The organism is Photobacterium satsumensis, assembly GCF_050336935.1.
In the GTDB taxonomy this organism is placed as follows: Bacteria; Pseudomonadota; Gammaproteobacteria; order Enterobacterales; family Vibrionaceae; genus Photobacterium; species Photobacterium satsumensis.
In genome coordinates this window covers 2,553,862-2,567,114 of sequence record NZ_JAKJSK010000006.1, presented here as the reverse complement: position 1 = coordinate 2,567,114, position 13,253 = coordinate 2,553,862, and the positions used below count along the sequence as shown (strand labels likewise).

Annotated in this window: 10 protein-coding genes and 1 pseudogene; 3 read left to right on the top strand and 8 right to left on the bottom strand. The window is 42.3% G+C overall.

Annotation, left to right across the window (positions count from 1 at the left end; genetic code table 11):
- Window positions 1–252 precede the first annotated feature (252 nt).
- Complete coding sequence (locus L4D79_RS11450; protein WP_428651508.1) at window positions 253–747, bottom strand: YcxB family protein; 495 nt, start codon at window positions 745–747, stop codon at window positions 253–255.
- Between the two features lie 423 nt (window positions 748–1,170).
- Here L4D79_RS11450 and L4D79_RS11445 point away from each other — a divergent pair, with 423 nt between their 5' ends.
- Window positions 1,171–1,509, top strand: a complete 339-nt coding sequence (locus L4D79_RS11445) for a cytosolic protein (protein WP_428651505.1) — start codon at window positions 1,171–1,173, stop codon at window positions 1,507–1,509.
- Between the two features lie 265 nt (window positions 1,510–1,774).
- Here the strand turns inward: L4D79_RS11445 and L4D79_RS11440 are convergent, their stop codons facing one another.
- Both L4D79_RS11440 and L4D79_RS11435 read right to left on the bottom strand, forming a co-directional pair.
- Window positions 1,775–2,176 (bottom strand): H-NS family histone-like protein, encoded by a 402-nt coding sequence (locus L4D79_RS11440; protein ID WP_428651502.1) that lies wholly within the window; start codon window positions 2,174–2,176, stop codon window positions 1,775–1,777.
- Between the two features lie 139 nt (window positions 2,177–2,315).
- Window positions 2,316–2,775, bottom strand: a pseudogene (locus L4D79_RS11435) (tyrosine-type recombinase/integrase).
- Between the two features lie 348 nt (window positions 2,776–3,123).
- Between L4D79_RS11435 and L4D79_RS11430 the strand changes: the two are divergent.
- Together L4D79_RS11430 and L4D79_RS11425 are read left to right on the top strand one after the other, a co-directional pair.
- A complete protein-coding gene (locus tag L4D79_RS11430; protein WP_428651499.1) occupies window positions 3,124–3,510 on the top strand; it encodes a hypothetical protein in 387 nt (128 codons plus the stop codon).
- 396 nt (window positions 3,511–3,906) lie between these two features.
- Complete coding sequence (locus L4D79_RS11425; RefSeq protein ID WP_428651763.1) at window positions 3,907–4,332, top strand: septal ring lytic transglycosylase RlpA family protein; 426 nt, start codon at window positions 3,907–3,909, stop codon at window positions 4,330–4,332.
- Between the two features lie 199 nt (window positions 4,333–4,531).
- Here the strand turns inward: L4D79_RS11425 and L4D79_RS11420 are convergent, their stop codons facing one another.
- From L4D79_RS11420 to L4D79_RS11400, 5 genes are all read right to left on the bottom strand, one after another.
- On the bottom strand, window positions 4,532–5,851 hold the full coding sequence (locus L4D79_RS11420) for a hypothetical protein (protein ID WP_428651496.1): 1,320 nt from the start codon (window positions 5,849–5,851) through the stop codon (window positions 4,532–4,534).
- 193 nt (window positions 5,852–6,044) lie between these two features.
- Window positions 6,045–7,760, bottom strand: coding sequence for a sulfatase family protein (locus tag L4D79_RS11415; protein ID WP_428651493.1), 1,716 nt, complete (start codon window positions 7,758–7,760; stop codon window positions 6,045–6,047).
- Window positions 7,761–8,180: 420 nt separating this feature from the next.
- Entirely contained in the window at window positions 8,181–9,500 is a 1,320-nt protein-coding gene (locus tag L4D79_RS11410; protein ID WP_428651491.1) for a hypothetical protein, read from the bottom strand.
- Window positions 9,501–9,698: 198 nt separating this feature from the next.
- Window positions 9,699–11,438, bottom strand: a complete 1,740-nt coding sequence (locus L4D79_RS11405; protein WP_428651488.1) for a sulfatase family protein — start codon at window positions 11,436–11,438, stop codon at window positions 9,699–9,701.
- 464 nt (window positions 11,439–11,902) lie between these two features.
- Complete coding sequence (locus L4D79_RS11400) at window positions 11,903–12,877, bottom strand: hypothetical protein (RefSeq protein ID WP_428651485.1); 975 nt, start codon at window positions 12,875–12,877, stop codon at window positions 11,903–11,905.
- Between the last annotated feature and the right edge of the window lie 376 nt (window positions 12,878–13,253).

Below are 13,253 nucleotides of genomic sequence, written 5' to 3'. Positions count from 1 at the left end.
GCCGAGCTTTCAATGGGGTCTTTTTTTCCTTCCAAGTTAGTTTCCAATATTGGCAAGAACACGTCAGCCAACAGAGTCGATAGTACAAACGTGGAAATGGACAAAACTTTGTTCCGAACTTCAAATTACAGAGTGAACAAGTATAACCTCAGCTACTGCCCCCCTAGCTAGAAGCTCAACCGTTCGAATCAAAAGCAAAATGAAAGACCTGACCGTATTCGTTTCATTACCTCTATTTTGCGCGCATTGACGTTAGTTCACTTTTGATACTGCGTGCTGCTCTACCATGAACGCGATCACTTCATCATTTAAGCAAGATTTACTGACATATTGGCGCTGTTTACCCATATGAAGGATAAAACCTAAATCGCTTTGTTGAAGTTGGTCGATTTCACTCCAGGCGATGTTACGGGTGTTTTTACCGCTTTTATAACTCACACCGTTAGAGTCAACATGGAATACCACTTTGCTGCCAGAGCTCGTGCTAAATGTTTGTCGCCATAACCACCAGGTTCTCTTAAAATAAACACTAAGCGCCTCAATAATACTCAAAACAATAAAGAACCAACCAACGTAACCGCTAGATAGTAGCTCAAATTTTACTAAAACCACCCCAAAAAGAAGAAAAAGTATGCCTTTTAAATAGGCTTTTGGAAATTCAGCAGGACGGCTAGTTTGATCATAACACTCTGCAAAAAAAGTCTTATCGAGGGTGTATTCTGTGGTGAAATCAAAATCTTTAGACATATGTGGCTACTTTGAGGTTTTCTGTGAATGAGTATCTCATGCTGCGACCTCGCAACTCGAGTATTGTATAGCTTCTCGGTACTTTTCTTTAGCTGTTTTGATCCTCTTTTGTAAATCCATAATACCGACAGGGCCTACTCTCACCATAGCCTGTTTGCTATCCAAATTGGTATTAAATGATGCATCAACCAGATAAAAACCTAAGCGATCTGTAATGCAATATAAAGCTGATAACTGGTTTCGCTTGGTGATCACAATGTCAGCAGCAACTAAGCTGACTCGCAGTTGGACAAAAACGTGTTTCAAGTTGGCCTAGTGAATGTCTGGAAATGGCACAGAATTACCGCCTTTAGCAACTAAATCTCTACTCCGTTCTCCCCTGATAGTGATAAAATCTCTGCATCAGAATTACCGAGAAACTCTATGTTTATCCATCATGTTAACGGCATCGACTGGCTGGTGATAACAGCTTTTGAAGAACTGAAAACTATATTTATCGAAGAAGCCGGTGCGATCCCCTCCTGCTTCTCTACCGCCAGCGAATTGAACCTGATTGATCAAGCCAAGCGCACTTATGGATATTTGCCTACACTCAGCGGCGTAATCACCGATACCGGCACTTTTCAAAGTCAGGATAACGAAGATGATTTGAACCCACAGCTTGCCTGCCTAGTTGAGGGGCGTGGTCGGGTGTTTATCTATCACGGCGGCTTTGTGGCTTTTGTGGATGACGAGCAAACCTTTATTACCCGAATGGACTGAAAGTTATTCAGTAAGTTGAAATCGGCGAATTGGCATCTCTAGCCGTTCATCAGCAAGCGTTTCGTTTATTAACAGGGTGCGAATTGAAAGGAGCCGGATCCTAGCTTCAATAAGAAAAGCAATGCTGCGGTTAACTGGCGAGCTGTATCCCGAGCAAGGAATGGGGCGAACAGACTTACAAAGTCAGTTAAGTGATAAAAAAGCTAACTATTAAGCACAGGTTGAATTCAAGGAAAAGCCCCAACAATCGGGGCTTTCCCCCCGATTAGATCAGAAAATCATCTAGTGATTTTCCTTCATTCTCGATCGCTTCCTTCAGAGGCGCAGGCATACGACCTTGACCTGTCCAAGTGCGCTCTTCACCATCAACGGTGAATTTATACTTAGCTGGACGAGGTGCACGCTTAACTTTTTTAGGTGTGTCGGCCAATGTGGCTAACAACTCTTCTGGATCAATACCATCTGCTATCAGCATAGCGCGGTACGCCTGTAATTTTTCTTCTTTTTCTTTCTCTGCTTGGCGAGACTCTGCTTCAGCTTCTTCACGCTCAGAAACCACAGTTTGCAGTTTCTCAAGGGCTTCTTGAAGTTGTTCTAACGTAAATTCTTCTCGTGCAGTAGTGCGCAAAGAACGTAGGTTTAATAGTGTCTTAAAAACGTCACTCATAATTTAAATGTTCATCGTAAATAAAGCAGATACATTACATTAATTTTGGTAATTAGACTATTCACAATTAAAGACAATAACACTTGCAACGCTTTGGGGCACAGGCTTTTCAGTGTATTAAAAGCCTGAGCTGCTATCTCTAGCAGCCGGTTTGCTCTGAAAGCCTCATCAGTGCATCTTCCAACTCAACGCCAAGGTAACGGATTGTGTTCTCTAATTTAGAATGACCCAACAGAAGTTGCACAGCCCTGATATTCTTTGTTCTAGCGTAGATTAAAGTGGCTTTAGTGCGACGCATGGAATGCGTTCCATAATAATCTGCATGCACCCCAGTTTGCTCGCCCAATTCCTGATTATTGTACGATAAAAAGAGTAGCTTATAGGTTGCCCCTTTCGTAGATCACTCCTTGGGATGATACATCGTATACGTGGAGTTGAAGTAAATCGCTGGCTCTCAATTCACTATCAATTGCCAGATTAAGCAGTGCAAGCTGCATCAAATCGTTTTCAAGCTCTAATCGAGTTATGATTCGCCAGATTTCTTCAAGCTTGAATGGCCTTTTTATGCCGCTACATGCCCTTGATGATTGCGTCCTCATGTTGACCTCCTTCGAATGTTATTGGCCAACTAGGATTTTAGGAAAGCTAGCGGGACATTCTAGCTAGGAAATTCATGGACATAAATAGTTTAGAGCTGTCACCCTAAACTGTTAGATTTTGATAAACTGCGTTTGGGCAATATGTATTTAACGATACGGCGTTGAATGGGGTAGTTGCTGTGTCAGTCCTCATTTTATCTTGAATGTGAAGCTCAACGTGTATTTCCCGCACGCTTACTTATTAAATAACATCTATTGATCACAAAATAAGATAAAAATAACGCGCACTATACAAATAGAGAGTCTAACCATAGATCATGCTGTCATTTATCATGACAAGGAGTTGATATGAAAAAGGTTATTTTTACCCTCATCGCCATAATAATGATTATTTTATTCACTGAGCATTTTTATTCATTTGTTATCGGGTTTAGTTTAGCCATGATAGCTGTGACAACAGGTTACTGCATTGCTTATCAAGCGATTCTAAAACCGCAGTACACTATGAGTTTCCTCGTGCTCGCCGTTGTTAGTAAGCTAGCTATTACAGTCGTTGGTATTATCGGAGTCTTTGCAAGTAATATCATCCACTCCCCTATTACCTTTCTCATTGCCTATGTCTTATTCTCGGTGTTAATGACATATCTAGCTTCAACATATCGCTCTTTCCAACGAGAGAAGAAAGATAATGAACAGCAAGAATTTTTACATACTGGGCTATATAAGGCAGTCTAGTTAAAAATTGATTCGGTCGCAAAGTCAGAAAGAGGCGGGATTCAGTTTTCTCTGGGCACACTTATTCTGTCAACCAAAAAAAATGCTCCCAGACAGACAAGCATGCCTCCCGACTCTTCCATCTGGCCTTCCTGTGCCATAGCTCCACACCGGCTATCATGGCTTGGGCAAAGGTGTGTTACGCACCTTCATCAGCATACCTCTGGACAAAAATGAGTTTGGGTTTTCAGTAATTAGTAACGCCTCGAATACCACAGTTAAGCAACATAGCTTTGTCTTCCAAAATCTTTCTTAACCATGACCAAACGAAACATAGTTCATGGAAAAATAGGCGAGTCATATCCGATGACCAAAATAGACAAACATGACATGAAGAAAATAGAATATCCAAATAGCATGAAAAAAATAAACCTCGTTTTTACAGCTCTCACCCTTACTTTACTTGCTGGCTGTTCGTCAAATGGAGCAATCAATAATGAAAAAACAAGGAGTTACGCCAAGTCACACGAGCTTGTTGGTCAAGCTTCGTGGTATGGTAATAAATACCATGGAAGGCTCACTGCAAGTGGTGAGCGGTATGACATGAGAGCCTATACAGCGGCTCATAAAACCTTACCTTTTGGGGCTATAGTGAGGGTTACTAATACAACCAATAACAAAACAGTTGATGTGAAAATCAATGACCGTGGTCCTTTTGCGAAAGGCCGAGTCATTGACCTTTCTCATAAGTCATTTGAACAAATAGGTAACACCAAAAAAGGCTTAGCACCGGTCAAAATTGAAATTATTGATGATAGTAATACCTTTAGGTATAAGCACTAATCCCCGACTCAACTCAGTACCGCGTAAACTGCGAAACAAACTATTTGGTAAATTGGCAACAAGCCCGCAACTAAGCGGGCTTCTGCTATTTGAAGTGATCTAGCTTCTTTAGGTACTCGATCTCTTCTATATGCTTATTGAACTGTTTTTGAGCACAAAAACTATAGCAAGTAAGGATTGGTGCCATATTTGCCATCTTTTAATTATTAGGCGTAAACGACTTATACATATCAACTACGTCCTGATAGCCACCTTTTCGCTTCAGGTATGTTTCGACTTGCTGGTTAATACTCGAAGCCAAGAAGGCACATACGAACATCCCTTGATCAAGTGAGATAAGCTTTGTCGAAATATTCCCATCGGTATCAACAGCATCAAACCAACCATATGGCGACTCAATACTTGGATGTTGTCGCTTGATCGATTGAAGACATGCGATAGCGTTAGTGGGATCGACCAGAAATGACAAGGCTGTCGCATGAGGTGTCCCAGTATGTCCACCCGCAATTTGAATCTCAAAACGCACTGATGCTTCAGAAAGCTCAGGCACGCCGAAAGCGGCATAGCTGTCATCCGTTGTCGCTGCCGAAGAAACAAAAGGGATCTTATTGATCTCAGAATGGGCTTGCTGGATCTTCGTCATATCTTCGATAATCGAATAATCCGGTATCAGCTGCCTTTCATTAAGCCAAATGGCAGGTAGCATGCCTTGAAAATACGCCCCATCCCAAGTCAACATAGGGTGTAGGCTTTGCTGTTTAACATTAATAGAGCCCGTATATAACTCCATATTATTAAACGCGGATTTAGGTACAGGGGAACTTGTGTCTTTGGTAATCAAGTGGGCCCAAATCGGTGCCAACCGGCTTTCATTTGCTTTGCGGTCAATGAAGTACCTCAGAGCAGCACCGTCTTTGGTCGACCAACCTGCGCGGAGGAGATCTTTGCTTGGATCATAAAGCTGCTGCCAGCCGGGGATTTGTCTCTGCAAAATGTCGTCAATTTTTTTAACGGCACTTATCGCCAGAGCATCATCAGAATCAATATAAGCCCCTGATACAGCAGTCAATGCAAAGGCCAAATTTGCATTATCGACCGCAGGTACAATCCCCTCTTGCTGCGGCTGCAATTTGCCATCAACAATATCGTATGGCCAAAAATACAAGCCATTCCAGGTTGGTGCGCCAAGTAAAACATCAAGCGTTTCGTTGATCCTAACGAGTACATCTTGGTGACCATGTTGATGAGCTTCGGTCAGGATATTAAGGTACAACCCAATCTCAGTGGTGTTGACGTAATATTGGGGATCTATATCAGCGCCCGTCACAAACAAGGTATCGTAAGGTACCTTCGCTTGCTCATCGACACCCACTCCATCGAGGAAGAAGTCTAAGTTGGTTTGTAGCTCTTGTTCAAAACCTGCGGGATAAAAGTGCTGGCGCAAAGCCAACTCGTTAACTTTAGCGCCGTTCGAACAGATAGAGTTTGATGATGCAGGATCTTGGGTGTTATGAGACATAGTCAAAGAATGCTTTACAAGGGCAGATAAGGTATTTGCCCGAACATACCACAAGCTTCCCTGTACTTGCCTAACCCGATTTCCGATTTGTGCCTGCACCAACAGACCTTAAAAAAAAGCCCCCCATACATAGCGTATGAAGGGCAATTTCTATTAAACTAATCGTCTTTTGCGTTCAATTTAAAGCTGTTAATTAAAAGCCCAGCTTTTTACGCTCCTCGCGATTCATGAACGGGTATGGTGCTTCGAAGTAATCTTCAGGTACATCATAACGCTCACGAGCATTCTCAAGCTCAGTCGTCATCATTGCACGGACCTCAGCATACTCAGGATCTTCGTATACATTGTTCACTTCGTTTGGATCAGTCACCAAGTCGTACAATTCGAAGAAGCCTTTGCCGTCATGCTGTGAGTAGAAATCAATTAGCTTATAACGGTCGCTACGTACACCATCATGACGAGGCACATTGTGCGCACCTTCCATGTAGTAGTGGTAGTAAACAACTGGGCGCTCTTCTTGCCACTGGGCATCAGACGTCTGGCCTTTCAGTACTTTCAAGAATGACTTGCCCTGCATTTCGTCTGGTGTTGGCAAACCAGCCGCTTCAAGGAACGTTGGACCAAAGTCCATGTTCTGAATCATTGCTTGTGGACGCTGGTTAGGCGCAATTTCGCCTGGCCAACGAATCATGAATGGCATCTTGAAACCTTCTTCGTACATGTAGCGCTTCTCAGCCCAGCCATGCTCACCAATGAAGAAGCTCTGATCTGAGCTATAAACGACAATGGTATTTTCTGCCAAACCACTCTCATCGAGGTAATCAAGAATACGGCCTACATTTTCATCGATAGTCATTACCGTACCCATGTAGTCACGCATGAAACGCTGGTACATGTATTCAGTACGGGCAACTTTCAGATCACGTGGCACATTACCCCAGCGACGTTTATACATAGGATCTTTCATCTTTTCCCAGTAATCAACGTTCGCATCATCATAGGCTTCGTGGAATGCTGCTTTCTGCTCATCGGTTAAACGGTTCATCCACTGGTCAAAGTGCCAACGCTGATCACCATCCATGCTCTTGATCCACTCTTCACGTACACGCGCTTTTTCTGGTGTAGTCGGTGCAGGTGGGAAAGCATTAATACCAACCGGCGTCATACCGTAAAGCTGCATCCAGGCATTCTCGGCGTGCTCACCACGGGTTTTGTAATCATCAAACAGCGTATCAGGGATCGGGAAATTATGATCCATGAAGGTCGCCATATGGCGCGGTGGCGGACGTCGTGGTGTATGTGGTGCTTTATACTGAACTTTCAGCAGGAAAGGCTTATCTTCATCCCAAGACTCTTCAAGCCACTCCAAAGACATATCTGTGATCAGATCCGTCGAGTAGCCCTCAATAACTTGCGTCTTACCTTCTTGGTCGATGAATTCTGGGTTGTAGTAAGTTCCCTGTCCACCAGCACCGTTAAGTACCAGAGAGTAACCAAACTCATTGACCGGCGTTGGGTGCATATGCCACTTACCAATCAGAGCCGTCTCGTAGCCACTCTCTTCAAGAAGCTTCGGGAAGATAACCTGATTTGGGTTCCAACGAGAAGTATTGTCAAGTACACCATTCTTGTGAGAGTGCTTGCCAGACATTACCGATGCTCGGCTTGGCTGACAAATCGAGTTGGTTACATAAGCGCGCTCAAAGATTGCACCTTCATTGGCAATACGATCAATATTCGGCGTTTGACCTAGAGTAGGGTTATAAGCACTGATAGCCTGGTTGGCATGGTCATCAGAGAAAATAAATAGAATGTTTGGTCTTTCTTGCTCCGCCGCAACACTGGTCATTGCAGATGAAGCCAATAATAAGCCAATCCCCTTAGAAAGGGTTGAGCGTTTAATATTCATATTGTCCTTGCCTAATATAAGATTAAACAACTTGATATCACCAAGCTATTTTTTACTTTTACGCATAGCGATAAAACAACGATATGTGCCTTTCCGTGCACAGACGACTCAGTAAAATAACAGGCCAAACTGACAAGTTAATCGCATTGAGTGAATCACATCCTTATTCACCACTAAAATATAAACGTTTCGACTGATATCGTCAATTAAACAGACTTAAAGTGTGATCAGGGTTAAGTACTATAAATAACATCGCACCACACCTGTAATGAATTGTTTATAGGTGTTAACCATCAATAAATACAACTGTCGAAATTTATATTGTTAAAACTAAAAAAGCTCCCAGCCATTAAGCTGGGAGCAAACGACAACGATGAAAATTGTACAATTACCCTAAGGAACAAATAAATACACTAACGACTAAAAGTAGTTGTTGTATTTATTGAAAAAGTCCATACCTAAATGTTCAGGCATGGCTGCAATTCCGAACAAAAATGTTGAAAAATCAACACCTTCGATAAACTCAGCTTTCCATTCCGGTTGGTCATGACTGTAACGCCATAAGATTTCATAGCCACCATCCAACTCATGCTTTGCATTAATGGAGTTATCACGGTAAGTCGCGATCAAATCATCTTTCGCTCTGTCATGAAACGGAATATAACCGGCTAGAATATGTGGTGACACCATCAAGTTATGGTTAAACTGGCGATCACCCTCAAAGTGAAAACGGTCTACACAATATCCATTCGGACAAGAACCCGCGCCACTTCCCCATTCATAATCTTTTAATTCTACCCCTTCAACATCGACATCACGCCAGAAAGAAAAATCTGCTTTTGCTGAATTTTCAAGTGCCGTAACAAACTCAGGATTATTTGAGAAGTCATGCATCAGGTAATTATTAAACAAGAAATTAAACTGCGAGGTAAACCATGTTTTACCTTCTGAAAGTACAGGGATACCATTATATTCAGCTACAGGAAGGTATTTAGTTGAGGCATACCAAACATCCCAGAACTTCTTAGCATTACTCGCGTTAATCGCATTATCTAAATCTTTTGCCTGCTGATTTGCAATACCAGCAACAAGCATATATTCATTGAACGCTTTCGTTCGATGTGGCTTAAACGTGCCATCGGTATGCTGGGCTAGATAAATACGGCCAGTACGAACATCAGCAATGTACTGGGTTAAATCTGTATTGCGGTACAAGAAGTCTGCAAGCTCGGCAATTTCTTTGTTTTCACTGAAGTAGTTCTTAACGAACAAAGCACCATAAATCATGATGGCACTGTCAACTGGACTCCAGTCATCACCTACCGCTTCACCCGTTTGTGTATTGTAGAAATGAATAAAGGTATTCGTCGCATTCTGCGGTACTTCAAAGTTCGGATCTTGGCCTGCCAGCTTGCGAAGAGTAACTAAAGCAAGTTGCTCAGCTTCTGGTTCCCAGCCATTTGCATGGCCAATCGTTAAAGCAATTAACCCCATGCCTGAGTTTGCAATAGAACCAACGTAGCTACGGTCGCCATTGAGGAAAAGCTTGTCTTCATAGGTGCCATTCTCGTTCCGTAGTTGTTGCCAGTAGGCATAGCCACCACGGTAAAGGCTATCAATGATCTCTTGATCGCTTTTCACTGTTTCACTAATGACTGTCTCATTCACTGCCGTTTCTGCGAATGCCATACCAGGCAGAAGCATTGTACCAATCAGCAGCGCAGCTAACTTCTTTTTCATTTCTATTCCTTCAACTTCAAAAGGGATACGCTAAAGTATTATCTGAGTTCAAATATAAACGTTTCGACTAAGTATTCAATTCGATCCAAGGCATAGTGTGCGATCGGTCACGCGAATTAATTGTTGCCGTTTGTAAATGAAAAAGGCTTGCCACGATGCATCTGGCAAGCCTCAAATAAAACTAGTTAAAACATAGCATTAGTTATTAATCAAACCCAACTCTCGACGCTCTTTACGGTTCATATAGACATATGGAACTTCAAACACATCGTCAGGAACCTCATATTTATTTCGAGCTTCTTTCAACTGACTATGCATCATTTCGCGAACGTCTGCATACTTAGGATCAGCGTATACATTATTGACTTCATACGGGTCGACCTCCAAATCGTATAGCTCGAACTCCCCTTTACCACGATTTTGCGAATAGAAGTCAATTAGCTTATAACGCTCGGTTCTTACTCCATCATGTCTTGGGACGTTATGGGCACCGTGCATGTAGTAATGGTAATACACGGCGGGACGTGCTTCCTGCCACTGATCATCAGACACATTCCCCTCAAGCAAGGCTTTGAATGACTTCCCTTGCATCTCTTTTGGAATTTCAACACCCGCAGAGTCAAGGAATGTAGGTGCAAAGTCGATGTTTTGAATCATCGCATCCGGTCTTAGCCCTGCTTCAATATGACCAGGCCAACGGATCAAGAACGGCATTTTCATCCCTTCTTCATACATGTAGCGTTTCTCGGCCCAACCGTGCTCACCGATGAAGAAACTTTGATCCGAGCTGTAAACCACAATAGTGTTATCGGCAATGCCTGCTTCATCTATGTAATCCAGTACGCGGCCAACGTTTTCATCAATGCCCAACACTGTCGCTGCGTAATCACGCATGAAGCGCTGGTACATGTAACTTAGGCGATCCGCTTTTTGCTCAGTAGTAAGGCTCCCTCTCTGTCTTGCGTACTTAGGATCCTTTTGCATCTCCCAGTATTCGACATTGATGTCATCGTAAGCAGCATGCCATGTATCACGCTGTTCCTGATTCATCCGGTTCATCCACTCTTCATGCTTTTCACGCTCACGAGGATTCATGCTAGCCAACCACTCTTCACGTACTTTCGTCCGCTCAGGCGTTGTCGCAGCCGGTGGGAAAGCATTTATGCCAACAGGTCCCATGCCATATAATTGCATCCAAGCACGCTGGGCATGATCGCCTCGGGTACTATAGTCGTCATGCAAGGTTGCCGGCTCAGGGAAAACATGATCTTTAAACGTTGTTAGGTGTCTCAACGCTGGACGGCGGGGTGTATGTGGAGCCTTATACTGGATCTTCAATAGAAATGGTTTTTCAGAATCAGCATGTTGCTTCATCCAATCAAGGGACATGTCAGTGATAACATCTGCCGAATAGCCTTCAACCACTGTTTTTTTGCCTTTCTGATCAACAAACTCTGGTTGATAGTAAGTCCCTTGTCGACCAGCTCCGCTAAGTACCGTGGAATAGCCGAACTCATTTACAGGTGTTGGCCTCATGTGCCATTTCCCGATCAGCGCAGTCTCGTAACCCGCGTGTTCTAACAGCTTGGGAAACGCAATTTGATTGGGATTCCAACGGGCCGTGTTATCCGTTACGCCATTTATATGTGAATGCGTACCTGTCATCACCGATGCGCGACTAGGTTGGCAAATAGAGTTGCCTACGAAGGTATTTTCGAAGATAGCGCCTTCGTTAGCGATGCGATCAATATTCGGCGTTTTAACCAGATCAGAGCCATAGGCACTGATTGCCCGGTTGGCATGATCGTCTGAAAAAATGAAAACAATGTTAGGTTGCTCTGTCGAAACAGGAGCAGCTTCGACAGCTTCAGGCATGGCAACATTAGCAGCCATCAGCACAGCCATCCCCTTGACTAATTTAGAGTATTTAAAATCCATAGCTAAATGCAAAAACCTTATATTTATCATAAACTAGCATAAAACATTGAACGTCCAGCAAAGATTTCCCGGTCAAACATTAGCTGAGGACTACAAGCAATTTATGCGTGATGAGTGAACAAACCCAATATAAACGTTTCAACAACTTCATTCAAACCATGATTTCATTTTTGTGAAGCACGTAAAACTATGTAATCAAAACAAAAAAGGAAACAAGCAGTTATAAAGAGAGAAATACTAAAAAAGTAAGGTAGGAGATAATAAGCACCAGCGGCCTGAAACAATTAGAAATGTATTTTACGAGCAGAGATCAACTTGCAACAAAACTGTAAAGTTTTATTGTAAGTTGATCAATATTGGAGATGAGGCTGTAATTAATACAATAGTTTTATTTATAAGTGAGTTAGCTTCACTCATAAATTATAAATAAAAAGGAGGTCACCCTCCTTTTTATTTGTTAACTATTAAATGGTAACGTTAAGTCCAACACGAACCTGCATTTCTTGCTTATCACCACCACTGTAGTCTGGGGCATAAGATGGTGATTGGCGCTTATTATCACCATACTGGAAGTTTGCCACTACACGTAAGTTATTATTTATACGCTTGTTATTATTGAAATTGAATCTAACATAATCGTATCCATTCCAATATTTACCGCTTTCTTCACGGCCAACGACGGTGTTAAGTTCAGTTGTAATACCATAGAGATGGTTGAAGCGTACAAACGGCTTCACATTGTAGTTTTTACGACGGAATTCATAGTCTGAGTTGTCTACGGTACCATTGTAAGAAACGCTCGCACCATAGTTGATTTGACGGCTATGACGGAATACATAGTTCACATCGGCCGAATATCCCTGCCAGTTATCATTGTCTCGACTTTCGGTTCTGTCATAGCGCTCACGCCACTTGAACTGGTAATCAGCCGTTGTAGAAATGAAGTGTTGGCCGTACGTCAACTGCACACCAGGTTTAAGCTTTAACTCTTGAGTTGCAGTACCCTGAGCTTCGACTTGGCGAATATAAACAGGCTCGGCAAACCAACTTAGGCTAGGGCTTACCCATTGCTCGTAACGTGGTGCCAGTGTAAAGCTAACACGCCCATCATTGCTGTACCCTTTATCACCCTTAACGTCTACCCAAGATTCAGATAATACGTGGCGGAACCTAAAATTCTCATTAATTCGAGTAGATCCATCTAAATAAACCAATCGATACGAGGAACGCTTAGGTGCATTATCAAATACTGTTTCATTGTAAACTAAACCGGTAAAAAAGTTTGTTCTTCGCTGATTTGGACTTGAATCAGAACGAACTTGAATTGTGTCGATATCACCATCCATATCAATCTGAAAAGAACTGGTATCAACTTGAGAGGCTAACGCTCCACCAGATAGCAATAATGTTCCAATGCTTAACATCAATTTCTTATTCATTTTAACCCTGCTCTCACGTATCGGATAAATTATAACTCGCTTTGATTTTTAATTGATGACTGAGGATTGGAAATGAGTAACAAAAAATATCGTATTCATGCAGCCATCGATTTGATAGGCACAAAGATAAACGTTTCGACTGAGATGTCAAACGAAGCAAAAAATTGCTAAAAATATATCTAAACCCTTGGTTTGATTGTAATATTCATCAAATTCATTAATTTTGATAACGAATCTAAATTTACACAATATGAACCAAATCACATGCACAAATTTACCACCACCATAATAACACCATAAAATCAATGGCTTACATGTCTGCAATTTTGGGTCAAATTGTACGCAAACATATTCTTATATTCTGAGAGCCAAAAAA

Excerpts from the sequence above, each read along its gene's own strand:
- L4D79_RS11420 (WP_428651496.1), bottom strand. The coding sequence starts at position 5,851 with ATGTCTCATAACACCCAAGATCCTGCATCATCAAACTCTATCTGTTCG.
- L4D79_RS11425 (WP_428651763.1), top strand. The coding sequence starts at position 3,907 with ATGAAAAAAATAAACCTCGTTTTTACAGCTCTCACCCTTACTTTACTT.
- L4D79_RS11405 (WP_428651488.1), bottom strand. The coding sequence starts at position 11,438 with ATGGATTTTAAATACTCTAAATTAGTCAAGGGGATGGCTGTGCTGATG.
- L4D79_RS11410 (WP_428651491.1), bottom strand. The coding sequence starts at position 9,500 with ATGAAAAAGAAGTTAGCTGCGCTGCTGATTGGTACAATGCTTCTGCCT.
- L4D79_RS11440 (WP_428651502.1), bottom strand. The coding sequence starts at position 2,176 with ATGAGTGACGTTTTTAAGACACTATTAAACCTACGTTCTTTGCGCACT.
- L4D79_RS11400 (WP_428651485.1), bottom strand. The coding sequence starts at position 12,877 with ATGAATAAGAAATTGATGTTAAGCATTGGAACATTATTGCTATCTGGT.
- L4D79_RS11415 (WP_428651493.1), bottom strand. The coding sequence starts at position 7,760 with ATGAATATTAAACGCTCAACCCTTTCTAAGGGGATTGGCTTATTATTG.
- L4D79_RS11430 (WP_428651499.1), top strand. The coding sequence starts at position 3,124 with ATGAAAAAGGTTATTTTTACCCTCATCGCCATAATAATGATTATTTTA.
- L4D79_RS11445 (WP_428651505.1), top strand. The coding sequence starts at position 1,171 with ATGTTTATCCATCATGTTAACGGCATCGACTGGCTGGTGATAACAGCT.
- L4D79_RS11450 (WP_428651508.1), bottom strand. The coding sequence starts at position 747 with ATGTCTAAAGATTTTGATTTCACCACAGAATACACCCTCGATAAGACT.